This is a genomic window from Flagellimonas hadalis, assembly GCF_007785775.2.
In the GTDB taxonomy this organism is placed as follows: domain Bacteria; phylum Bacteroidota; class Bacteroidia; order Flavobacteriales; family Flavobacteriaceae; genus Flagellimonas; species Flagellimonas hadalis.
The window spans coordinates 1-25,176 of record NZ_VNIK02000006.1 but is presented as its reverse complement, the minus strand read 5'-3'; the positions used below and the strand labels follow the sequence as shown (position 1 = coordinate 25,176).

Below are 25,176 nucleotides of genomic sequence, written 5' to 3'. Positions count from 1 at the left end.
GAACTTCTTAATCAAAATAAGGACGTAGGATTTCTGCCCAATGCAAATATCCCTTTTCATTCAGGTGTAGGCCCTCATCCGTATATTCAGCTTTCAAACTGCCCGAATCGTCCAAAAACAAGGGATGTAGATCAATTAACGTCAACCCGTACTTTTTCGCCAATTGCTTGATCCCTTCGTTGACTTTGGCAATATGTCCATCCTTATTGTAATGCCTTTCATATTCCCCAAAACTGCTGTTTACGGGGAGAATGGTCTGTACCACCAATCGGGTGTTGGGTGACTCTTTTTTTATTCTTGTGATGATAGTTTCATAATTCTGGATAATCTCTTCATCAGGGAAATTCCGTGAAATATCGTTGATTCCGATCAACAAGAAAATTTGGGCAGGCTGTCCTTCGGTCACCTCATCCAAACGTTCCAAGATACCAAAGGTGGTATCCCCTGAAATTCCACGGTTTTTGGCCTGTGGAAGTTGCAGCAATTCGTTCCACTGCGCTCGGGCCGTGATGCTGTTGCCCAGGAAGACGATATCTTCCGTGGTATCGGGATAGATTTTGAACTGACGCACCTGGACATCATAGGTTCGGGGACGATAATCCCTATTGATTTCTTCAGTTTGGGCCACAACGCTCGCGGTTCCCAATAGGGCAGTATATAGAATCACTCGGGTAACTGGAAATTTCATTTTAAAATCAAATTTTAGAAAGCAATCGAAATATAAGGAAATTTATCGGAACCTTCCTAAAAGGATTTTCATGAATTTCGAAACCCTGCTATCATCTTTATTTTTGGTATAGCTTAGACGATGGTCACCTTGATGCCATACTCTTCGAGGGCGTTTTGGGTAAATTTGGAAATCCCTTGATCGGTGATGATCTCATCAATGTGCTCAAAGCCGCAGATACGGCCAAAACCTCGTTTGCTGAACTTGGTGGAATCGGCCAGAACGATGGTTTTCTGCGAAACCTTGATCATTTCCCTGTTCAGGTGGGCCTCCATCACATTGGCCGTGGTCAATCCAAAATCAAGATCGATCCCATCGACCCCCAAATAAAATTTACTACAAGAAAAGTCGGGCAAAATAGATTCCGCATAAAGTCCCGTCACAGAAGAGGAGCGCTTGCGAAGCACACCTCCCAACTGTATCACCTCGATCTCCAAATGCTTGTTGAGTTCCAGGGCAACATTCAAGGCAGAGGTAATCACGGTAAGGTTTTCCTGGGGCACAATGCTCTTGGCCAAGGCCAGCACCGTTGTCCCTGATGCGATAAGGATGGAATCATTGGGAGTGATCAACTTTGCGGCAGCTGCACCAATCTTCGATTTTTCATCGTAGTGGATTTTCTCTTTTTCATTGACGTGCTTGTCGATGGTGTAGGGATTGATCAATGTTGCCCCTCCGTGCACCCGATACACCAACCCTTTTTCCTCTAAGAACTTGAGGTCTTTCCGTGCCGTGACCGGCGAAATATCCATGGTCTCACAAATGTATTGAACCTTGATCTGTCCCTCTTGTTGAATTTTCTCGAGGATATGTTTGTGCCGTTCTACTGTATTCATTCAATAATGGTTAGTTAGTGTGTCATGTATGATGACTGAATTGCTTAAAGGTATACATTCTGGAGCAAATGTTTGCATCGCCCAATCTCTTCCCATTTCCATTTTGCACTTTTCCCAATGCAGAAGGATTTTATCCTTATCTAATTCAAAAAGGAAGGATTAGATCTCAAAATCACGAATATGGGTCGGTAAAAATAACAAAATGAAATAAAAAGATATTGTATGAAAGTATTTAGGGCCGTATATTAGCGTACATAATATATTTTAAGTCCCCTATCCATACAATCCATTTTTCATCAATAAATCCAAACACATGAAATCTTTTTTCAACATGGGCCATTTGCCCAAAATCCTTATGGTGTCCCTATGTTTCCTGAATATAGTGTCCGCCCAACAAGAATCCAAACCAAAGCTGGTGGTCGGCATCGTGGTGGACCAAATGAGGGCCGAATACCTCTACCGTTTTCAAGACAATTATACAGAGGGTGGATTCAAACGCTTGATGGGCAAAGGGTTCAATGTAAAGAACATGCACTATAACTACGTCCCCACCACCACTGGGGCAGGGCATTCTTCCGTCTATACCGGAACAACGCCAGCCAACCACGGCATCGTCAACAACAATTGGTATAGCCGTGCGGAGAGCAGGACCGTTTATTGTGCCGAGGATATGGAGGTTTCGCTTGTGGACGACCCAGCTTCGATGGATCCCAACAAAAAGGAAAACTACTCCCGATCTCCAAAGAACCTAATGGCCAATACCATTACGGACGAGCTGAAACTAAGCACGAATGGACGGTCCAAGGTGGTCGGGGTCTCCCTAAAAGACCGTTCCGCCATCTTCCCTTCCGGCCATATGGCCGATCATGCCTTTTGGTACCATTCGGGGAATGGCAATTTCATCAGCAGTTCATATTATGGGGAACAATTGCCGGATTGGCTCATCGCTTTCAACAAAAGAAAACTTTCCGATTCTCTAATGAACCTGACCTGGGCTCCCTTTTTACCCATGGAACGCTATCAAAACAGCAATCCTGACGATTCCCCTTTTGAAAAAATCTACAAGGGCAACAAGAAAAGTACCTTTCCCTATAACCTGAAAAAACTGAGAAAACAAAATGGCGATTTTGCCATGCTCACCGAGGTGCCCTTCGGAAATACCATAGTAACGGAAATGGCCATGGCCACGATAGATGGAGAAGGCCTGGGGAAAGGCAAGGACATGGATTTTCTAGCCTTGAGTTACTCCAGCACCGACTATGTGGGACATTATTTTGGGATTCGCTCCAAAGAGCTGGAGGACACTTATGTGCGGCTGGACAGGGAACTGGCCCGGCTATTGGTCCATTTGGACAAAACCGTGGGCAAAGGCAACTATTTGGTGTTCCTTACCGCTGACCATGCTGCCAGTGACCATCCCGGGTTCTTGGAGCAAAAAGGACTTCCCGGAAGCAGTTATGATCCCGAGCAGATGGGCCAAAAACTGAATGAATACCTTTCCAAGGAATCCGGAATTGAAAACGGTGTCTTGTTTATCGATAACACCCAAGTCTATTTGGCTCCAGAAATCAGGGCGAATACGGAACTTCTTAAAAAAGCGGCCCTATACCTGCAAAACTTGGACAGCGTGAAAGAGGTTTTTGTTCCTGCCCTTCACGAATGGAACTTGATGAACAGTACCATAGGTGAGTTTGTGCGCAATGCCTACAATTCCAAAAACTCCGGGGACATTCTCCTCCACTCCTTTCCTGGCTGGATGGACCAACGGGATTACGGGACCACCCACGGAACGGCCTACACCACGGACACGCACGTGCCCATGCTCTGGTACGGATGGGGTGTGAAACAAGGCTTGAGCATTGCCCCGCACACCATTACACAAATAGCACCCACTTTGTCGATGCTTTTGGATATTCCCCTGCCCGATGCTTCGGACAGAAGGCCCATTGGTGAGATTTTTGAGTGAAAAAACAAGTGCCAGCCAAATGGCTCAACACTTTTTGTCCACCGCATGATAAAGGTGTTTGTGCAAATGGCTTGCATCGGTGAATCCCCAATTCAATGCCACAGCCTCTTGGGTAAGCTCCGAGTTCTTCAATTGGGAAGCGGCACCCTTAATCCTATATTGGAGGGCGAAATCAGAAAAGGTCGACCCCATAAGATCCTTGAACAGTGCCGTGAACTTGGTTACCGACATATTACAGGCCGATGCGGCCTCTTTGGTGGTGATCAATCGTCTTTCCCTGAAAATCAACCGAAGGGCCCCTTGAATGGATGTTCGGGAACCATAACTGGTCATTGGGCTCTGCGGTTCCCATTTTTCAATCAATGAAAGCATGGTCTGAAAAAAATAAAGCTTGGCCCAATCAGGATCATCATCTTCGGAGAACTGTACCTGGACCTTTTTGGCCAAACCTCTCATCTTTTCCCTTGAATCGGGTAATGTTTTGGGTCTTTCACCAGGTGAAGCCATAAATGCCCTGGAAATGTCCTTGTTCAGAAAATGGGATGTGGCACCATATTTTGGGTCCACTACAAAAACGACCACTTCACAGGGAGCCTCCACAATCTCAAAACCATGTGGCTCCCACATATTGCAAAGCCAGATGTCCCCGGGCCCAATTTCCATCTTGTGACCAAAGTATTCCCTGACCATCCTTCCTTCGACAACTACCCCCAGTTCCAGTTCATAATGCATATCGAACCAGCCTTCACCAACATCTTCATGCCTGTTCAGAAGCACCTGCACAGGTGTCTCCTCATCCAGTTCAAAGTAAAAGCGCTTTAAATCTGCCTCTTTGATCATTGTCCCATCACGATTTTACAAAAAATATGGAGTAATTTACAAAAAGAGTATCGGATGAAACAACCACCTTTGGAAATCTGGCCATAAACTGCCGAACAAGAAATCCCTCATAAATAGACTTGTATGGGATAGGAAAAACCTGAAATTGAACAAAAGGTTTTATAACTTTAAAACAACCACAAACATATCTCCAATGGAAAACCAGTTTGATGCCATCGTGATCGGATCGGGCATATCCGGGGGCTGGGCGGCCAAAGAACTCTGCGAGCAGGGACTGAAAACCCTGGTGTTGGAACGGGGACGGGACGTAAGGCACATCAAGGACTACCCGACCATGACCATGGACCCTTGGGATTTTGCCCATGGCGGCAGGATGACCAAGGAATTCTATCAAGAAAATCCCCTGATTACCAAGGCTTCCGGATTTGGCGAGGACACGGCCCATTTTTTCATCAAGGATGCCGACCATCCCTACATCCAAGAAAAACCGTTCGACTGGATCAGGGGCTATCAAGTGGGCGGAAAGTCACTCATCTGGGGTCGCGCCTGCCAGCGTTGGAGCGATTATGAGTTCAAGGCGCCCCAAAAATATGGCTACGGGATAGCGTGGCCCATTGGTTATGATGACATTGCCCCATGGTATTCCCATGTGGAAAAATTCATAGGGGTCTGTGGGAACAAGGACGGCATCGAAGCCATGCCCGATGGCGAATTTCTTCCCCCTTTCGAGCTGAACTGTGTGGAAGAGCACATGAAGGATGTCCTTGAAAAAAAGTTTCCCGGAAGGTACTTGGCGCAAGGCCGATGGGCCCACGTGAGCGAGCCGGAGCAAATCCATCTGGATCAAGGTCGGAGCAAGTGCCAATGCCGCAACAAGTGTATGCGGGGCTGCCCCTTTGGAGGATATTTCAGTTCCAACGCCTCCACATTGCCCTGGGCGGAAAAAACCGGGAACCTGACCATACGTCCGTTTTCTGTAGTGCATTCCATCATCTATGATGATGCTTCCGGAAAGGCTTCAGGGGTCAAGGTCATCGACACGAACACCAAAGAGGAGATTGTCTACAATGCCCGTATCATATTTGTGAATGCATCGGCGCTCAATTCCAACCTGATCTTGCTCAATTCAAGATCGGAACGCTTTCCATACGGCTTGGGCAATGACCATGACCTTTTGGGAAGGTACGTCGGCTTCCATAATTATAGGGCCAGTGCTGGCGGAAAAATCAGTGGATTCGAGGATAAATACTACTACGGCTCAAGACCTTCGGAATGCATCATCGCCAATTACCGCAACCTCAAGGAACAGGATACCGACTTTGTGGGCGGTTATACCATTTTCACAGGGGGCTATCGGAACAGGACCGAAGAAGTGCCCGATAATGTCCCTCAACTTGGGGCAGACTTTAAGCACCGGATCAGCAAGCCGGGCGATTGGCGCATCTATATGTACATGCAGGGCGAGACCATTCCCAAGGCTTCCAACAGGGTATATCTCAGCCCTGACAAGACTGATGATTGGGGCATTCCCCTATTGGTGACCGATGTGGGCTATGACGAAAATGATGACAAAATGGTCAATGATTTTTTGATCGAAAGCCAAAGAATGTTGGAACAAATGGGTTGTACGGACATTGAGACCCTCGATAACAAACAGGCCCCAGGCCTCGACATCCACGAAATGGGCGGTGTACGGATGGGCAAAGACCCACAAACTTCCCTGCTGAACGAGCACAACCAATTGCATGCCTGCAAGAATGTCTTTGTCACGGACGGTGCCTGCATGACCAGCACAGGGAACCAAAGCCCTTCCATTTTGTACATGGCACTTACGGCCAGAGCGGCCACGTATGCCGTGGCACAATTCAAAAGCGGTATCTTATAATATAAAAATGCAACAATGGACAAGAAAGTAGGGATCGGACTCGTAGGTTCACAATTTATATCGACTATACACGCAGACGCATTGGGCAGGGTGGCCGATGCGGAAATCTTGGCGGTCATGTCCCCCACCGAAGGGAATGCCAAGAACTTTGCGGAAAAATTCAATATCCCCAACCACTTTACCGACCTGGACCAGATGCTGGCCATGCCGCAAATTGACATGGTGGTCATCGGGGCGCCCAATTATCTTCATTGCGAGATCACTCTGAAAATTGCAAAGGCGGGCAAGCATGTTGTGGTCGAAAAGCCCCTTTGCATGAACTTGAAGGAAGCCGACCTCATGATCGATGCGTGCAAACAGGCCAATGTGAAGCTCATGTATGCAGAGGAACTGTGCTTTGCTCCAAAATACGTCCGCATGAAGGCACTTTTGGATGAAGGTGCCCTAGGAAAACCTGTCCTCTTCAAACAATCCGAAAAGCATGATGGGCCACATGCCGACCATTTCTGGGACGTGGAGCGTTCCGGTGGTGGGGTCACTATGGACATGGGCTGCCATGCCATCCAGTTTTTTCGCTGGTTGCACCCCGAAAAGGCCATCAAATCGGTATATGCGCAAATGATGACCAGTGTCCATGCCGATAAAACCAAAGGTGAGGACAATGCCATCATCATTTTGGAATTTGAGGATAGTGTTGTGGCCATGATGGAGGAAAGTTGGACCAAACTAGGCGGCATGGATGACAAGGCAGAAATACATGGCTCGGAAGGTGTCGCCTATGCCGACCTGCTCCAAGGCAGTTCCATACAGACCTACAGCAACAAAGGGGTTGGCTACGCAGTGGAAAAAGCGGGTAATACCATCGGATGGAGCTACACCATGTATGAGGAAAGTTGGAACTACGGCTTTCCCCAAGAGTTTGAACACTTTGTGGACTGTGTCAAAAACGACAAGCAACCCTTGGTGACCGGGGAGGACGGCAAGGCCGTTCTAGAGGTCATTTTTGCAGCTTACGAATCGGCAGGTTCTGGGAAAAAAGTGGAACTGCCCTTCAAGACCAAAGTGGACAAGCCTTATAAATTATGGAAGAAGTAGCAATAAAGAACAAACCATGGAAAGAAGAGAAGCCTTAAAACTCACAACCATTGTGCTGGGCAGCAGTATCATAGGAGCCGAACTATTTTTGTCGGGCTGTTCCGCTCCTCCCAAAAAAAGAGCGCAACTGATCACAGATACCGATGTGCCATTTTTAGATGAAATCGGCGAGACCATTCTCCCAGACACGGACCAATCGCCTGGAGCCAAGGCGGCCCATGTCGGGACATTCATCAAAACCATGGTGAACGATTGTTATGATCTTGATGAGACTTCCATCTTCATCAACGGCCTCGAAACCATAGCCGAAAAATCTGAAGAAATATACGGAAATGCGTTTCTTGACCTGAACAAGGACCAAAAACTGGAGCTGTTGACCCAGTTTGATGATGAGGCAAGAAATTACCGGTCATCGGGCAAACCCCATTTCTTTGGCATGCTGAAAGAACTCACCTTGTGGGGGTATTTCTCTTCTGAGCCCGGCGCCACGAAGGCCCTTCGATACAACCCTGTACCGGGCAGGTTTGAAGGCTGCATCCCGTACAATGGTGAAAATGCCTGGGCCTAATGAACATACACACTTTTGACCATTATGGGCAAATGAGCGCCCATGCCGCCAAGATCATCATGGATGAATTGGAACGAAAAAAAGACCTTGCCCTCTGTACCGCAACGGGCAATTCGCCCACGGGGACCTATCAGCTATTGGCAGATGCCTTTCTGGACGACCCCAAGCTTTTTGAGGGCCTGCATGTCCTAAAATTGGATGAATGGGGAGGACTTTCTGCAGATCATCCAAGTTCCTGCGAACGCTACTTGCAAGAACAGCTGCTCAATCCCCTCAAAATAAGCAACGATCGGTATACAGGTTTTCTTCCCAATCCCAAAAATCCTGAAGCCGAATGCGCACGGATTCAACGGCTCATCGAAAAAAAAGAAACCATAGACCTATGCATTCTAGGCCTGGGAAAGAACGGGCATATCGGTTTCAATGAACCTGCCGAAGCGCTCCATCCTTTTTGCCATGTGGCCGAACTGTCAGAGGAATCCAAAGCTCACGGCATGGTAAGCGAACTGCCCGAAAGACCAGAATATGGAATGACCCTCGGAATACAAAATATCCTGTCCGCAAAAAGGATCATCCTATTGATTTGTGGGAACGGAAAGGAAGAGGCTGCTACCATGCTCCTGAAAGAAAAAGTCACTCCCCGGTTTCCCGTAACTTTTTTATGGCTCCACCCCAATGTGGATTGTTTGTGGGTGAAACAAAATTAAACTGTGTCAATGGATCGGTTTCCAATGGATACTTTCATTTTTGATGGTCTTTTACCAATTGCTTTTTCCACTACATTTACAGAAACCACGCAAACCATACAATAGAGGACCATGTTTACAGTAGAACAAATCAAAGCCGCACATGGCAAAGTAAAATCGGGAGCAGATTTCCCTGCTTACATACAGGAAATCAAAGCCATGGGGGTCATCCATTACGAAACCTATGTAACAGATGGACACGTAGATTATTATGGTGCAAATGGATACACTATAACGGCACCTGCCAAATATGGGGCTGTTGCCATTGCGGATAAATGCAACTCGGAACAGTTCATGATTGAGTTGAAAGAGCACCAAAAAGGGAATACGGATTACCCCACTTTTATAAGTATGAGTGCCGAAATGGGCATCGAGAAATGGGCCGTGTCCATGGAAAAAATGACCTGTACCTATTATGACAAAAAAGGGAATGAGGTACTGGTAGAAAAAATACCCCAATAAAAACATAGACATTACGCCTAGGGCAAGCACAAAAAGAGGACCGAAAATTTGCCTTTTTTATCCTATATTACATACTAAAAACCAACCATTTCCTGTTCTTTTATGGAACGGACAGAGTCTATTTTATCCATAAACGCATGAAAACCAACCACGAAGTCGTTGTGGACATTTGGAAGTCGCACAGCAATTATCTGGCCAAGAAATCGGTGGAACTGAAAGCGGTCAACGTTGTTGACTATATGGCCAATCTTTTTTGTCCCGGGCCTTATTACTACTACATTCTTGACTCCCCTACCCTGACACTGGACCTTGTGAGTGAATCTACGAGGGACTTGTTGGGCATCGAACCGAAAGATCTTACCCTGGACAGGTTCATTGATCTGATACACCCAGACGACCTTGATTTTTTTATGCGGTGCGAGGATGTGGTGGCCTATTTTTTAAAAAACTGCGTCTCCCCGGAAAAAATGGTGAACTATAAAATCAATTATAGTCTCAGGGAAAGGGTGGCCAATGGGAACTATCGGTTGTTCCTGATGCAGACCATCACCTTGAGGACCACGGAAGATGGTGCGCTGCTGAAAGTTTTCGGCACCCATACGGATATCAACCACATCACTTCCGTCAACAACCGAAAACTGTCGCTGATCGGCCTGAACGGGGAACCTTCGTTTCTTGAAATCGATGTTTTCGAGGACCAAGTTTTTGAAAATTTTGTTCCCTATGACTTTGACGCATACAGCCCATCCTTCACCAAAAGGGAACTGGAGGTCATACGCTTGTTGGCAAGGGGACTGTCCACGGATGAAGTTTCCAAGGAATTGAACATCTCCATCCAAACCGTCTTTACCCACCGAAAGAACATCTTGCGTAAATCCAAGGCAAAGAACTCTTCCGAGCTTGTCGCGGAATGTATAAGGAAAGGGTACATCTAAATTAAAACAACCGTTTTTAGCGTTATCCAACACGACCAAAATACCCAAAATTGGGTATTGCGGGCAACACCTGCATGGGGCTATTTTTGTTAAGAAACCTAAATTCTTACTTAAAAATCCTGATTATGAGACAGTTTTCTTTTTTCTTTCCCTTTGTACTTTCCTTTATTGCCAATGCCCAGACCGTGACCATAGGTTCGCAGGTTTGGATGGACAAAAACCTGGAATCATCGACCATGCAGAACGGTACCGCCATTTTGCATGCTCAAAGTATGGAAGCGTGGCAACAGGCCACAGATAACGGGCAGCCTGCATGGGCATGGTATTATGACGAGACCACGGGAAAGCAATATGGGCATTTGTACAATATACATGCTATGACCAATGGCAATCCTTGCCCGGCAGGGTTTCGTGTACCGACCAAGGAAGATTGGGAAACCCTTTTCAGTCATGTGGGCAATGATCCCAAAGCACTAAAAAGCCTAGAGGGCTGGAGCGATGGGAGCAGCACCAACAGTTCTGGTTTCAATGCATTGCCCGGCGGTGTAAAAAGCGGTTATGGAGGGTTCAACGAATATAAAAAAGCGGCTTATTTTTGGACATCAACCCCACATACCGATGCCGCTTACGGACTGTATTCCGTGCCCATTGCATGGCACGCCTCCAAACTCTCCATTGCCCCTTCGGGAACAAAGGGCGGGTTGAACTGTAGGTGTATCAAGGAATAAACCAGTATCATCAGCATGATAAAATTAAGATTGTTATCATTTCTGTTCCTTGTCCTGATAGGAACAAAAACCTTTTCCCAGAAAGGGGATGTCAAAAGCCAGACTTTGGACGTCAACAGGGGGTCATTGAATTACACAGGTCCTGCAACCGGATTTGAGTTTTCCGGTGTGAAGTTCCGGTACCAGTTCGTGAACTGTGGCGGCGATGTGCAACTGGGCATAGGCTATACGAAAAATGCCAATTTCACGGCCCTCATGATGGATGGCCAACGCTATTACAAAGGCACGGTTGATGAAATAGCTCCGGGTATTTGGCCTTCTGCATCCAATGTCAGTATAGATGAAGTGCAGGCCGACCTGTATTATGGGAACACTTTTTTTGGAAAAGTAAACCTCAATTACATCGTGGGGAATTTTGGAGGCTGTTTCGGGGAAACCTTTGATGTCCTGAAACAAGTGGGGAAGGATCCCAAAAAAGAAGAGTACAAAAATAATGTCAACAATTTTCGGCTGACCAATGTAGTGGTTTTGAGGGGAGACGCCACTGGCGACAGAAGCCTTAAAGTTGCCTCTGCCCTAAAGGCCGATAAAAAGAAAAAGGAAAACAGCGCACAAGCAGATTCCCATTTGCGCTACGGGCATGTGGAATATGGGATAGGCAACTACAAAAAGGCAAAGGAACACTACCAAAAAGCCTATGCCCTCACCCAAAACCCCAATACCCTAAAGCTGATTGAAGATACCGATAAGGCCATTACCCATAAAGCAGAACAGGAGCGATTGCAAAAAGAAGCCGCAGCTAACCAAAATTCGACCAGTAGTGCTTCCCAAAGTTCATCTTCCATCGGTCCGGTTTTGACCTCAACGTCCACCACAACAGGCAAAACCGCTACTTCCCAAAGAAAGAGTACCCCTTCACCCCAAAGTTCTACAAAATCCAACAGTGCTTCGAAGGATGTTTACAAAAAGGCCGAGGAGGCAGGCAAGACCTTGAGGCAAATGGAATATGAAAGGGAGGCATACATAAGGCAACAGCGTGAAAAACTAAAATATGCCACAAATCCGGGGGCATACTATTTGGAAAAAAGTGGCGCATGGGACAGTTTCAATAAACTGATAGACCAAATTGAACAACGCGATCGAAAAACCGAGGAGCAGTTAGATCGGGAATGGCGGGAAAGACAAAGAAGGCAACGCTTGGCAAGGATAAGGCAACAAGAAGAGAATGCCAGACAAGATGCGCTTGCCAAACAAAGGGCAGCGTATTTTTATGCCCTGCCCAGCAATGAATTGCCTTATAATGGAATCAATTCAACCCATAACAAACTTTATTATTTTTTCTATCACTACACCGGGGGGCTGAGGGATTTGGAAAACATCAACGTATCCAATGTTTTTGCCATTGGCCAATACCCCGATGGCAGTTGGCCCGATAGCAAGGAAATCATGGAAGACATTTATAAAGTTTCCATTGACCCCCGAAAATACACCAATGTTTATCATGACATCGTGGGCTATTTCCAATCCGAATCCGAGGCCATTTCAGCTTACACAGCGTTCAAGAACAAAATAAATGCCCTTGATCTCTATTCAAAATCGCTATATTATCAAGGGGAGAACGCCAATGTGGTTTATGGGGGAAACGAGGCCATGAAACCCATTAACCAACTATTTGCAAAGGCCGCCACGCTTTTCAATCAAAAAAACTATCCCGAAGCACTCAGGATCTACAAGGAAGGTCTCAAGCAGAATGGTGGGAATTTTAACAAGGGGCTTTTCATGAACACGGACATGGAGGCTATTGGATACATCCACTATCTGCAAAAAAACTACACCGAGTCCAAAAAGTGGTTCGAAAAAGCCGCTGAAAATGGTTCAGTATATTCCCTAAGAACTTTGTCCCAAATGTATTTTTCAGGTATTGGCTCGGAAAAGAACCCCGAAAAGGCCATCACCTATCTTTCGAAGGCAGTGGAATTGGGCGATCTGCAATCAGAAAGCGATCTGGCCCTTTACTATTTCAACAATAACCGTCCCCTTTTGGCCGAAAAGATGATGGTGCAGGTGACCAACAATGGGGAACAGCCCATGGATGTGAGAAACCGGTTCAAACTTTTGCTGGCCAAGGCCTTCGCTTATGGACAAAACGGCTTTTTAAAAATCACCGATAGATCGAGGGACTATTTCAGTGAACTGATTTTCGATCAAAAGGTACTGGAAGCCTTTTACGAATACGCCATGGTGAGTGTGGATGTCGGGTTATGGTCTTCCTGTTTGATTCCTCCTTTGCAAGATGTCATCAACAACCCTGAACAACCTGAAGACAAAAGAAACAATTGTCGTGTTGTGATGGCCGATGCCATTTTGTTCAAACATGAACGGACAAAGAATTGTGGCGCCACCATAGATCGTGCGATGGAACAATATTTGATCTTAAAGGAAAAAGGGTATGATGTGGATGATAGGTTGGGATTGTGCTATCTGGAAAAGAAAAATTCCTTAAAAGCCTTTGATATCCATAAAGATGGAATCTATTCGGGTTTTTATCATTACGATGGAAAAGATGTTCCACAAGACCATGCCAAGGCTGTGGCCATTTGGGAGCAACAATCTTCGCAATATCCCGAGGCCAATATCTTTTTGGCGGTTGCCCATTTTACCGGTAAAGGTTTGCCTAAAAATGAACAACTTGCCAAAGACCTTTTTCAAGAAGCTTACGAAGAGGCTGACGAGGAGGGATTTATGGAGTATTACAACAATAATTTCAAATTGTTCCTGCGCCATTTCCCCGAATTCATGAAAGATCATGATGCCCTTTATTCATTTCTTGAAGAAGAAAATCCCAGTGTTGCAAAAACCAACGAAACCATTCAAGATGGAAAGGAACAGAGCCCATACGATGCAATATCGAAAGCGATGAGGACCAATCCCTATATGGAAATGCAAGGTTACTATTTTGCGTTTAAGGGAGACAAGATGGCCCTACTGGATTCCGTTTACAATTTCGTGGTCCCATTTAAGTACGAGTCCATCGAATTGGTGGGCAGAGGTGCAAAAGGAATCGTAAGGCTCAACGGAAAATACGGAGCCTTGGATAAAAATGGGGTGGAGACCATCCCACCCAAATATGAAGCACTAAGAATGGATGAATATGACAATCAATATATTGTGGCAAAATTGAACGGAAAATATGGACACATTGACAATAATGGCAACATCAAGACTCCGTTCATGTATGAAAGAGCGGATTTTTTTTACAACGGCTTGGCGGAGGTAAGATTGAATGGAAAGGTAGGGTATATCAATATCGCCAACCAAATGGTTATCCGAAATCAGTTTGAGGATGGAAATGCATTTATTGGGAGTCAGGGCGTGACCGCAGCCAAAAAAAATGGAAAATGGGGCTACATTGATAGGGAAGGAAAAACAGTGATCCCCTTCAAGTTTCAGGAAGCAGGGTATTTTCATTCCGGTAAGGCATGGGTCAAGGATTCAAAAGGGGCAGGGTTTTATATAGACATAAAGGGCAAAAAAATAAAATAAAGAGCCTGTAACCATCCAGACATTGTCTGACCATTTATTGCTCAACCCTTATTTGCTGCTACCAAGGCCGAACCTTTTTGGAAATCTACCGATCGGTTTTCAAAAAACAGGTAAAGGAATCCAAAATGTATGAACTATTGGAACAGGACGATTTGCATGAAATGGAAAAAGACGTTCAAATGAGGCTTAGGGAAGAAATACTCATGAACAATTCAATCAACCAGAACCGATGAAGCTGCCGAATGCCAAAGTGATCATTTTGGCCATTCCCACCCAATGCAAGGGCTTTGCCGGAGTGCGCACACATACCCTATGGCCATGAAAATTGTTCCATGAATTTCATTCCAAATATCAGTGAACCGTTAGGCATTCAGGGCATATAAATGAGCTAAAAAAATGGCAATGATAAACTTTAAATTAAAGGAACTGGACAAAATTTCACCTTGGGGGCAAGAGCCGGAGCTGTCACTACATTGGTTTGGGCTCACGGATGGGGATTTATGGCTTACATTCGGGAATGAAACCATTTATGAATACACCAAAGAAGCCATTGACCTTTGGGGAAACCAATCACCATACAACGACTACCCGTTATCTAGATTTATTGAAGACTTTACGGAGCTTTTTGACAAAATAAGGGAACCAATTCCCGAAGCGTTTTACAACTTGTCCACAGATTTAAAAAAATTTCAATCCAGGACAAAAAAATGGCTCGACAAACACTACACGGATAAGGATAATGGCAACGATTTTTATTTTGATGTGTATGATACATTGATTTCATGGGTGCATGCAAGAACATTAAGTTCTTCCCATTTAAACTACGGGCCACAATTGTCCTTTTTCAGATATAACAATAAAGTGAGGGTTGTTTGGGATACAGAACATAGGCTTAAAAATGGCACACCTGTCTGGACAGCGAAAAGCGGAAGTGTTGAAATGGAATATACTGGGTTTGTGCAGAAAATCAAATCATTTGGCCAGTCTTTCTTTGCTGAAATGGGAGAACAAATCAGGTTGGCCGTTGAAAAGGATTGGGGAAAAGTGGAGCTAGACAAGCAATGGTTGGTTGAGGAACATGAAGGAAGAATAGATGAGTTTTATTTCTCCCTTGCTCTACTAGAACAGGAAGCAGAATACAGAACCGACTGGGCTGGAATAAAAAAATTGTTTGACCGAATGACAAACGAAATATGACTTTTAGATTAAAGAATAGCAAAGTAAAAATGTACCTCACAACCTGTTTCATAAGCCTGAATGCCATGGCTCAACAGGATAGCCTCTTAAACGATTTTGTTGAAATAAAGTCGGGAGAACATCATTTCTACATCAGCAAATATGCTATAACCAGAGAGCAATACAATGATTTTTTGGAACTTTGGGGCGAACATAAAAACCTGACCGACGAACAGGGAGAACTCCCGGTCTTGGTGAACAAAGAAGATGCAGAAAGGTATTTGGAGCATATTTCGGACACCTACCTCACCCATTTCCGCCTGCCCTCCGAAACCGAATGGGAATTGGCCGCCAAAGGGACAACCACACCCAAAAAGGCAAAGGAAATCCGTTGCGTAGATTGTACTAAGCCCAATGAAAATGGATTATATGGTATGTTGGGCAACGTTTGGGAATGGACCTCAACCTCCGAACCCAAGGAAAATGACCGTTATTTTGTCATCAAGGGAGGTGATTTTCAAGAGCGGGCTAAAGACCTTTCACCCAAAACACGATTTGTGGTGAGCAAGGACATGGAGGATATGAACATAGGCTTCAGGCCTGTGGCCAATACCCATGATTTTGAGACCACATTGCACATCAACAGGGCCAATACCATAGTTAAGGTACTTCTGCCCAATGAAGACATCACCATTTACGAGCATGATATGCAAGTTGAGGAATTTTACATGGGATATGGGGACACACCTCCTGAAGGCTTTCCAATCACTGTGGATGAGGATACCCATCAGATTGTTTTGTGTTGTCTGCAAAACTTTGAATACGAACAAGAGGGCGCCCTGGAAACGGAAAGAATCACCTACATTGGCCTTCCCTTCGGTTTTGACCCATCCCAACTTTCCTTGGCCAAAGAACTGGAACAACTTGTAAGACAACTCATGGAAAACCAGAACCACTAATACAATCATCATGGAAACCTGTAAAAAACTATTGATTCTTCTCTTCATTTTGCCAATGGTCCTCCATGCCCAGAACAACCTGCCAGTAGATATGGTATATGTAGAAGGGGGAACCTACGGCATTCAGACCTATGACAGTATCACCAACATGACCAAAACCTATCCGTCCCATGACATCCGAAGCTTTTATATGAGCAATACGGAAGTGAGTGTCCAGGATTTCAAACAATTCTGCAAGGAAACCGACCGCAAGATGCCACCAGAACCTGATTGGGGCTGGGGAGATCTCAAACTGCCGGTGGTGAACGTCACCTATTCCGATGCGCTTCAGTATTGTGCCTGGCTCACGGAAAAATATGGGATTCCCTTTACATTGCCCACCGTTGCACAGTGGGAATACGCTGCCCGGGCCGGAAACTTCGATACCGAGGATTTTGTGTACCATACGGAACTACCCAACCCATACGTGGTCTATATCGCCAACAGCAAGGAAAAACCGAATTGCATTACTTGTATGCAACCCAATGAAATGGGGCTGTATGCCATGTGCGGAAATGTTTGGGAGTGGACACTGAAGGAATTGGAAAACCGATGGGGGCCTTCCGTAATGGGTGGCAGTTTTTTTGAAGATGCCAATAATGTCAAAGTAGATTCTCGAAAAGAGTTCCCTCAAAGTCTGCGAAGACAGGACATCGGTTTCAGGGTCGTGGTGAACAGAGATTGGTAGGTCGGCAGAGATCAAACGTCCTTCAAGAATTTTTTTATGTCCTTGTTGGCCCCATAGACCACGACGATATCTGCTTTGTTGAGCATATTATCGGGGTGGGCCACTCCTTTTACCCGGGTCACGTTCCTAACCTTACCAATCAGCGCTTTTTCCTGTGTGCTTGCAATGGTGGTCAACACCAATAAGTTATACCCTTCCCTGATATTGCTCTCCCTGATGGTCTTTCCATGCAGACGTGGGGGAACACTGACCTCCACGATGCTATAATCATCATTGAGTTCAAACGAGTCCACCACACCCTTTAGACATAATTTTTTGGCCCAGCGCTCGGCCGACTCTTCCTCGGGATGTACAATTTCGTCCACTCCTATGGCATGCAATACCTTTTCATGGAGCTCATCAATGGACCTGCTGATCAATCTTTTTACCTGAAAATTCTTGAACAGGGCAGTTGCCATCACACTGGTTCCCTTGTCCTCCCCTATGGCCACTACCACAATATCGGTATCCTTCAGGGGCAGACCGGAAACCGTGAACTCATCCGTGGCATCCATACAAATGGTATGGGAAATGCGCTCTTTGTAGTTGTCCACTTTGTCCATGTTCGTGTCTATTCCAATGACCTCATTTCCCTGTTCTGTCAATTTTTCTGCCAATGATGCCCCAAAACTGCCCAAACCGACTATAATGTATTTCATGTGCTGTATTTTAATTTATGGTAAGTTCCTCCACAGGATATTTGTATTGTTTTTGCTTGACTTTTTTGAACATCGCTATCAACAGCGTGAGCATACTCACCCTTCCAATGAACATGATCGCGATGATGACAAACTTACTGGCAGCGCTCAACTGTGCCGTTATGCCCAGACTGAGTCCCACGGTGCTATAGGCCGAAAAACATTCAAAGGCAATGTCCAACAGTTTTTTATCGCCATCAAAGATGGAAATCAAGATAATACCGGTCCCAATGACCAATAAGGACAAAGATATGACAGCAAAGGCACGCCTTACCGATATCTCGGAAATCTCCCTTCTAAAGATCTCTATTTTCGATTTTCCTTTGGCCAAGCTCAAAAAATTGAGCGTGGCAATGGCAAAGGTATTGGTCTTGATCCCACCGCCAGTGGAGGCCGGTGATGCCCCGACCCACATCAACAGAAAGATCATCATCACAGTGGAGAAATCCAAGGCCGTCATGTCCACATTATTGAACCCTGCCGTTCGTGGGGTGGCGGCACCGAACAGGGCCGTCACTATCTTCCCGATTCCCCTATGTTCTGCCAAAGTATTGTCATATTCGTTGAAATAGAACATTACTGTGCCCAAAATGGTCAATGTGGCCGTGGTGACAAGCGTGATGCGACTGTTCAAGTTCAGCACCCAAGGCCTGTACTTTTGTTCGTGCCCGGCCAAATAAAACAATTTTCTAAGGACAAAATACTTAATGTATTTTATGATATTGACCACAATGGGAAAACCCAGTCCTCCCAATACAAAAGCCAATAGAATGACCCCTTGCAAGGCATAATTGAAGCGGAAACCCGTTTCGTAAAGGCTGTTGGGCAAAGTGGAGAACCCTGCATTGCAGAAAGCGGACACCGCATGGAACGCCGAGAAGAAGAAACGTTCAAAAAAAGAACCGAAATGACCCTTGTCCAAGCTCAGATAGATCAATAGAGCGGCCACCAACTCTATGGAAAACGTGATGACAAGAATACGTTTCAAGGTGGAGAACACCTCTCCCAACTTATTGCTCCCCGTCATATCGCCCAAGGTCAACTGGTTTTCATAAGAAGCCCCTCCCTTGAAAAAATAGCTGAAATAACTGGCCACGGTCAATATGCCGATACCACCTGCCTGAATGAGAAACAGAATGATGGATTGGCCGAATGTGGTAAAATAGCTTCCGGTGTCCACAACGATAAGGCCCGTGACACAGACCGCACTGGTGGAGGTGAAAAGGGCATCCAAAAAAGATATCCCCTCCTGTGTCGCATTGGGCAACATCAACAGCAGTGCACCCACAAATATGATACCCAGAAAACTTGCGATGAACAACTGCGCCGGGTTGAGCAATGTACGCCTATAGTTGATGTTCCGTTCGGAAAACTCCCTGATGAAGGTGAGGATTATGGCAAATTTCACCCAATTGTCATTATAAAGGAACGAAATGTGCCGATGGGCCTCTTCTCCCAAGAAATGGGCATAAAGTATCACCAGTGTGGCCAAAATGGTGACCGCATCGAAAATGATGACGGAACGTTTCATCTCTTTTTGGCGCTCCAAATACCGAACAACGGTGGAGACAATGCCCAGACCGATCACAAAAAAGTAGACTGTGTTGAATACTTCCTGTACATCCCGGGGCTTATCGAAGCCAAAATCGGCAATGAAGAGCAATATCCCGAAAATACTGGTGTAGAACGTTACCTGAAAAAATGCCTTGGAGTATTTCAAATCAAAAAAATTATTTTTTCCGATTTTCTAAATCGGGACCGACAAACCAGCCCCCTTTTGAACAAGTAAATGTATGGATAATGTGATAAAAACTGCTGTATCATCCTTTTTTTTGAAATTCCTGAAGAAGAAATCCCTTAATTTTCATCTACAGAGTCCAATACAAACCCTAGGTCACTTCTATGTGTTATTTTTGTGGGGCAATTTAACCAAACAAGAAAACCGACCCATTTCATGTCTGCAAACCAAAACATTGAGAAAAACCTGTTCATCATACTCTACCTGAACTCCATTTACCCGCTCAGCCCCAGCCTGAAGGCCTTTTTGATCCAAAAGATAAAGAGCTGTTCTTTTGCCAAAAATGAGATCATCAGCAAAGAGGGAGAAATCTGCAACAAGTTGTATGTCATCAAGCAAGGTATGGTAAGGGGCTTTTTCATCAGTGGATCCACAGAAATAACTACCTGGATCGACGCTGAAAATGAGATCTTCACGTCCATAACCGGTTTCTTCAGAAAAGAAAAGAGCCGTGAATACATCCAGAGCCTGGAAGACACGTACTGTGATTATTTGGAATATGACGATTACAAATACTGTTTGGACAATTTCCCCGAAATGCGGCAGATCAATAGGATCATGTTGGAGGAATATTACATTCTAGCCGAACATAGGGTATATCTGGCCAGGATACCCAATGCACAAAAACGGCTCACCTTTTTCATGGAGAACAGTAAGCCCCAAATTGTCAATAGGATTCCCAGAAAATATTTGGCCTCTTACTTGGCAATGAGGCCTGAGACACTATCAAGATTGATGAAAGAAAAATTCTGACGCATATCCCCACTTCCAATGAACAAGTAAATTCTTACAATTTTAGATTTTCAACCAATAATCAACAGACTCTCACCATACCCAAAAATCCCCACAAAATCTATACTTCCCAAAGTTCCCTATCATAATATCTACATATTATTGTAAGAAAATGATGTGAAATTGATATTTGTCAATTCTGCGAACGATTCCATAAAATAAGAATATCCACTCGCCGTTTCTTAGCTTTAGAATAAGAAAAATTGTACAATTTTAGATGGTATGCCTGTGGGAAAACAGTAGGGCCATCACAACAAAAGAAATGAATCCAAAAAGTTTTCGCTTCATGACATAAAGTTACCCAGAAGTACCCCCGGAAAAATCCATTCAAGTATGTATTGGAGTCCTGGACACCTCAAATAAGGAACAAGGGACAACAAAGTGAAATGCCACTATTTTGCTGGCCTGACCCTCCTTTGCCCAATCCCAAACCACTTGAAAACCAAAAACCGAATTGACTTTTCAATCAGTATAAAAACCAAAATCAACAAATCAATGAAAAATCCATTTTACAGAAAAACCTTTACGATCTTTCTCCTCCTATGCACCGTGATGGTCAGCGGAGTGATTGCACAATCCAATGACTTGGTGGTAATGATCGACTCCAAGTATTCCCAAAAACAGCAAGTCCTGGGAAATTTGCCCTTGGGCACTGCCGTATTTGAGATTGGCACACAAGGGAACCCGTGGCAGCAAATCCGGGAATATATGGAACAAAACCGTTCCACAGTGGCCATCCATCTTTTTGCAAATGCAAGCTACAATGCACTCCAATTGGGGAACACCACCTATGCTTTGGAAGAAGCGGAACAAGAGCTAGAGCTTCCCATGCTGGAAGGACTCTACCAAGGAAACAACATTCAGCTTTTGATCTACGATTGCAACTTGGGCTCCAATCCAGAGGGGCTGTCGCTACTCAAAAAAATCAGTGAAAGGGCATACTTCAACATTGCGGTGCCAACCCATTGTAACTCAATTTTTGGAAGTGATCTGGTATTTGACCATACCACAATGAACCAAACGACAACCAATTCAATTTTTATTAGATAGCAAAACCATGAAACAGATCTCAACAAACTTATTTTCATTTTTATTGTTGTTCTTATTATGTGGGACAGCAATGGCCCAAACGGTGGACATGACCGTAAAGCAAGGGCCCAATGTGGATGTCATGGTAACCGTGGGTGCGGCCAACCTGGACCTTTCCACCTTTGAACAGGACCTGGAACAGGCCATGCACCTCAAAGGAATTCCTTTGGGCAAACTAAGGGTAGAGGCTTTCCAAAGAAGTTCCATATCATCGGACCAAGCTGATGCCAGCGACATTTTCAACAGTTGGAACGTCATGGACTTTAATGGGGCCGAACCGCCCAATTCACACAACTACTTGAGTGGAACCGGGTCTGGCACATACACTGGTCCTTACTTTTCATTTGATTCGGGTACCAACCGGATTTTGGCCGATCCCGTGGCAAGGAATGCGGGAAATTCCGGGGTTGCCATGTATGACCCTACGGGAGATGTGGCCGACGGCACCATTTCCGCCACTTTTGGTCTTTCGGGAAATCCATACCAGCATGCCGAGGTAGGATTTATCTTTAGAAAGATAGACAACAATAATTTCTATGCATACCTCATAGATAACCACACCGCTTGTGGCAACCTAACAGGATACGGCGCAGAGGGCACACCTGCGGAGGCCATTTTGATGCGCAAAAATGGGGTGACCTCCATTTTGGCGGTGAACGCCACTGGCGGCACAACAGGAAAACCAGCTAGCTGGAACACCAATAGAGGTGATATGTTCGGGCCTTTCTTCAACGGCCAGAGCATCGACTTTAAAATAGAAATGAGTGGCGACAACATCAAAGTATCCCGCAGGGGCGGTGGTGGAAACGCTGGAACCGATTGGATACAGGCCTTCGACATAACCGACACCAACCTCTCCTCCGGAAGCTATGGTTTCTATGTGCATGAGCAACAAAATGCCTATTTCAAGGATATCGAGATAGAAAAATTGGAGCTCCGAGCCTTCAAGGATGTGCTACGTGAGCCACAATGGAGGAACAGTGCCCTTAGGTTCAACGTAAACCTTGATGATGCCGAAGTGGCCGATTTTGATGTGGATACCGACCTTTCCGAAATATTGATGCGTACCATCAATGAGGACATCCATTATATTGGATGGGGAACCAATGCCAACCAGACCCAGTTCGATCGTTTTATAACCCAGAACAATAGCCAGGGAACCTTTGTCAACAGGAGCAATGGCAGCTGGTCATCGTGGATCGATGACATAGCGCAATACATCTATGAGCAATATCAATTTGGCACCGTCACCGCCGGTGAATTTTTCATAGCGGGCACTTCTGTGGAAATTGACGTGGATCCAGCCCAGTTGAAAAACAATACCGCCAATGCCAGCTACCCAAGCGGGCGATGGAGGATAACCCATGATGAGACCCATTTCGCCAACAACACTGGTAAAGTTTCCTGGAACGGCCTTTATTTGGAGGATGTGCCCGAGTTTTACGAAAAGACCGGAAAATATACCTTCACCTTTGAAGACCTGCCCACTGCGCCCACAACACTGTACTTTCACCGCAAGCCAGTGGCCAGTTTTACCTATAGCGCGGATACCGGGTTCATAAACGACACTTCCTACGATTTGGACGGAGGTGCCAACAATGGCATAGCCCAGGCCGAATGGCAATGGAAATCTGTGGATGCAGCCTCCACCAATGATTGGATTGCTGGCCAATTTGACAAAAGCGCAGTTCCCGAAGGCCAATACTTGGTCATGCTGAAGGTACAGGACCACCAAGGCACCTGGAGCAAGCCGTCCAGTATCTATGTGGAGAAAACATCCGGCTCAGGGGGAACCGAGGACCTGCCCATTGCACAGTTCAACATCCTCCCCGACATGCTCAACACTTATTCCGGGAATATGGTCATTGCCGTAGAGGACAACTCTGTGGACCCTTACGGAAGAACCTTGTCCACACAGGAATGGATCGTGACACAACGCACCTATGATTCCGAAGGGAACCCGACCAATACGCAAATTTACAGTGGCGGGACCCCTATGACCGATTTCTCGGCCTACAACAACAAAACAGCCGATTACATTATAAGCCTAAGGACGCAGACCGATTCGGGCGTATGGTCACTTCCATTTTACCGCACATTGACCATTGTTGACGACAACATCGCTCCAACAGTAACGGCCAACCCATCCAACGGAAACCTGGATACGACCGATGACATTCTTCTCGTGTTCCAGGATGAAAATGGGGGCAGTGGCTTCGACGTACAACGCTTTGCCAAAGTACAAAGTGCCACACCACCCGCAACGGGCAATGCCGCGTGGACCTCTTGGAGCAACAGTCAGTCCAAGACGACCTCTTTCTCTTCTGGAGGATCGGGCTGGTACATCCATACAGAGGTAAAGGACAATGCCGGAAATGTTGGAACAACAAGCTTTGGACCTTACACTGTCACCTTGGTGGTCAGTGCAGATGATGACCTTGCCATCTTGGACGAGGATACCACATCCAACCCCATAGATGTACTGTTCAATGATGTGTATGACACTGCATTTACCCCAACGGTCACCATAGCCGTGCAGGGAACAAAAGGGAATGCCGTAGTGAACGGAAGCAACCAAGTGGTCTATACACCTAATGCAAATGCAAATGGAACGGACACCGTCACATACGAACTGGATGACCAGGGGCAAAAAGTAACGGCCAATATCACCTTGTCCATTCTGCCAAAGGATGACTTGCCCGTTGCCAATGCCGATTCGTTCAATCTGGATGAAAATGGGACCCTCAACGAGGATGTCTCCACCAACGATGTAGAGATTGATGGGGATGAGCTGATCTACTATCTTATCGATGGGCCCTCCCATGCCGCTTCGTTCACCTTCGACCCAGATGGGACCTTTACCTATGAGCATGACGGAAGCGAAACCACATCCGATAGTTTTACCTATAATTTTGAGGATGCCGTATCATTTTCCCAGACCGTGACCGTTACGCTGACCATCAATCCAATGAACGATGTCCCAGAAGGTGGAAACATTGTTGTGGAGGTAATACAGGATTTGGGATATGCCTTTATGGTAAGTGATTTTACCTTCAGCGATGTGGATCCAGGTGATGGCTTTAATGGAATACAGATCGTTTCCCTTCCCGCCAAAGGCGCATTCACCTACAATGGAAATCCAGTTTCCCTCAATGACATGATCGATGACATTGCCCTTCTTGTCTATACCACCGAAGAAGGTGAATATGGTGAAAACTATGCCTCCTTTTCGTTCAAGGTGAAGGATGGTTCCAATGCGTTGAGCAATGACACCTATTCCGCAACCATCACAGCTGCACAAGATACCGATGGCGATGGCATTGCAGATGATGAGGACGAAGATGACGACAATGATGGCACCCCCGACGATGAGGACGACTTCCCGAAAGACCCCTCCGAGGATACCGATCCCGATGGTGACGGGACAGGGGACACTGCCGATGACGATGATGACAACGACGGCACTCCCGACGATGAGGACGACTTCCCGAAAGATCCCTCCGAGGATACCGATACCGATGGTGACGGTATTGGTGACAATGCCGATGACGATGATGACAACGACGG

Annotated in this window: 20 protein-coding genes; 15 read left to right on the top strand and 5 right to left on the bottom strand. The window is 45.7% G+C overall.

The window, feature by feature from the left end; genetic code table 11:
* Positions 1-7 precede the first annotated feature (7 nt).
* Both FOT42_RS10145 and FOT42_RS10140 read right to left on the bottom strand, forming a co-directional pair.
* Positions 8-688 carry a GDSL-type esterase/lipase family protein gene (locus FOT42_RS10145; RefSeq protein ID WP_151890462.1) on the bottom strand — a complete coding sequence of 227 codons (681 nt, stop codon included), beginning with the start codon at positions 686-688 and terminating at the stop codon, positions 8-10.
* 113 nt (positions 689-801) lie between these two features.
* The gene (locus tag FOT42_RS10140; RefSeq protein WP_151890461.1) at positions 802-1,563 is read right to left on the bottom strand and encodes a DeoR/GlpR family DNA-binding transcription regulator; all 762 of its coding nucleotides are present in this window, start codon (positions 1,561-1,563) and stop codon (positions 802-804) included.
* Between the two features lie 313 nt (positions 1,564-1,876).
* Here FOT42_RS10140 and pafA point away from each other — a divergent pair, with 313 nt between their 5' ends.
* Entirely contained in the window at positions 1,877-3,529 is a 1,653-nt protein-coding gene (gene pafA, locus FOT42_RS10135; RefSeq protein ID WP_151890460.1) for an alkaline phosphatase PafA, read from the top strand.
* Positions 3,530-3,553: 24 nt separating this feature from the next.
* Here pafA and FOT42_RS10130 read toward each other — a convergent pair whose 3' ends face one another.
* A complete protein-coding gene (locus FOT42_RS10130; RefSeq protein ID WP_151890459.1) occupies positions 3,554-4,369 on the bottom strand; it encodes a helix-turn-helix domain-containing protein in 816 nt (271 codons plus the stop codon).
* Between the two features lie 193 nt (positions 4,370-4,562).
* On the opposite strand from FOT42_RS10130, the gene FOT42_RS10125 reads away from it, so the two are divergent.
* From FOT42_RS10125 to FOT42_RS10075, 11 genes are all read left to right on the top strand, one after another.
* Positions 4,563-6,254 carry a GMC oxidoreductase gene (locus FOT42_RS10125; RefSeq protein WP_151890458.1) on the top strand — a complete coding sequence of 564 codons (1,692 nt, stop codon included), beginning with the start codon at positions 4,563-4,565 and terminating at the stop codon, positions 6,252-6,254.
* Between the two features lie 15 nt (positions 6,255-6,269).
* Positions 6,270-7,349, top strand: a complete 1,080-nt coding sequence (locus FOT42_RS10120; protein WP_151890457.1) for a Gfo/Idh/MocA family protein — start codon at positions 6,270-6,272, stop codon at positions 7,347-7,349.
* A gap of 16 nt (positions 7,350-7,365) precedes the next feature.
* Positions 7,366-7,917 carry a gluconate 2-dehydrogenase subunit 3 family protein gene (locus FOT42_RS10115; protein WP_151890456.1) on the top strand — a complete coding sequence of 184 codons (552 nt, stop codon included), beginning with the start codon at positions 7,366-7,368 and terminating at the stop codon, positions 7,915-7,917.
* Entirely contained in the window at positions 7,917-8,624 is a 708-nt protein-coding gene (locus FOT42_RS10110) for a galactosamine-6-phosphate isomerase (protein ID WP_151890455.1), read from the top strand. Before FOT42_RS10115 ends, FOT42_RS10110 begins: the two co-directional genes overlap by 1 nt.
* A gap of 111 nt (positions 8,625-8,735) precedes the next feature.
* Complete coding sequence (locus tag FOT42_RS10105) at positions 8,736-9,125, top strand: DUF1398 domain-containing protein (protein ID WP_151890454.1); 390 nt, start codon at positions 8,736-8,738, stop codon at positions 9,123-9,125.
* Positions 9,126-9,262: 137 nt separating this feature from the next.
* On the top strand, positions 9,263-10,060 hold the full coding sequence (locus FOT42_RS18450; protein WP_151890453.1) for a LuxR C-terminal-related transcriptional regulator: 798 nt from the start codon (positions 9,263-9,265) through the stop codon (positions 10,058-10,060).
* Between the two features lie 125 nt (positions 10,061-10,185).
* Complete coding sequence (locus FOT42_RS10095; RefSeq protein WP_192938370.1) at positions 10,186-10,788, top strand: fibrobacter succinogenes major paralogous domain-containing protein; 603 nt, start codon at positions 10,186-10,188, stop codon at positions 10,786-10,788.
* A gap of 15 nt (positions 10,789-10,803) precedes the next feature.
* Entirely contained in the window at positions 10,804-14,331 is a 3,528-nt protein-coding gene (locus FOT42_RS10090; protein ID WP_151890451.1) for a WG repeat-containing protein, read from the top strand.
* Positions 14,332-14,727: 396 nt separating this feature from the next.
* Complete coding sequence (locus FOT42_RS10085; protein WP_226789855.1) at positions 14,728-15,528, top strand: DUF5984 family protein; 801 nt, start codon at positions 14,728-14,730, stop codon at positions 15,526-15,528.
* Positions 15,529-15,593: 65 nt separating this feature from the next.
* Positions 15,594-16,466: a formylglycine-generating enzyme family protein gene (locus FOT42_RS10080; RefSeq protein WP_192938369.1), complete on the top strand. Its 873-nt coding sequence runs from the start codon at positions 15,594-15,596 to the stop codon at positions 16,464-16,466.
* 10 nt (positions 16,467-16,476) lie between these two features.
* The gene (locus FOT42_RS10075) at positions 16,477-17,193 is read left to right on the top strand and encodes a formylglycine-generating enzyme family protein (RefSeq protein ID WP_151890449.1); all 717 of its coding nucleotides are present in this window, start codon (positions 16,477-16,479) and stop codon (positions 17,191-17,193) included.
* 11 nt (positions 17,194-17,204) lie between these two features.
* Here the strand turns inward: FOT42_RS10075 and FOT42_RS10070 are convergent, their stop codons facing one another.
* Both FOT42_RS10070 and FOT42_RS10065 read right to left on the bottom strand, forming a co-directional pair.
* On the bottom strand, positions 17,205-17,891 hold the full coding sequence (locus tag FOT42_RS10070) for a potassium channel family protein (RefSeq protein ID WP_151890448.1): 687 nt from the start codon (positions 17,889-17,891) through the stop codon (positions 17,205-17,207).
* 10 nt (positions 17,892-17,901) lie between these two features.
* Positions 17,902-19,650, bottom strand: a complete 1,749-nt coding sequence (locus FOT42_RS10065) for a TrkH family potassium uptake protein (protein ID WP_151890447.1) — start codon at positions 19,648-19,650, stop codon at positions 17,902-17,904.
* A 234-nt stretch (positions 19,651-19,884) separates the two neighbouring features.
* On the opposite strand from FOT42_RS10065, the gene FOT42_RS10060 reads away from it, so the two are divergent.
* The 3 genes from FOT42_RS10060 to FOT42_RS10050 form a co-directional block, all read left to right on the top strand.
* Positions 19,885-20,481 carry a Crp/Fnr family transcriptional regulator gene (locus tag FOT42_RS10060; protein WP_151890446.1) on the top strand — a complete coding sequence of 199 codons (597 nt, stop codon included), beginning with the start codon at positions 19,885-19,887 and terminating at the stop codon, positions 20,479-20,481.
* Positions 20,482-21,015: 534 nt separating this feature from the next.
* Positions 21,016-21,570, top strand: a complete 555-nt coding sequence (locus tag FOT42_RS10055; RefSeq protein WP_151890445.1) for a DUF4347 domain-containing protein — start codon at positions 21,016-21,018, stop codon at positions 21,568-21,570.
* Positions 21,571-21,577: 7 nt separating this feature from the next.
* Positions 21,578-25,176 (top strand): Ig-like domain-containing protein (locus FOT42_RS10050; RefSeq protein WP_226789854.1); only part of this gene is annotated, 3,599 nt, incomplete at its 3' end.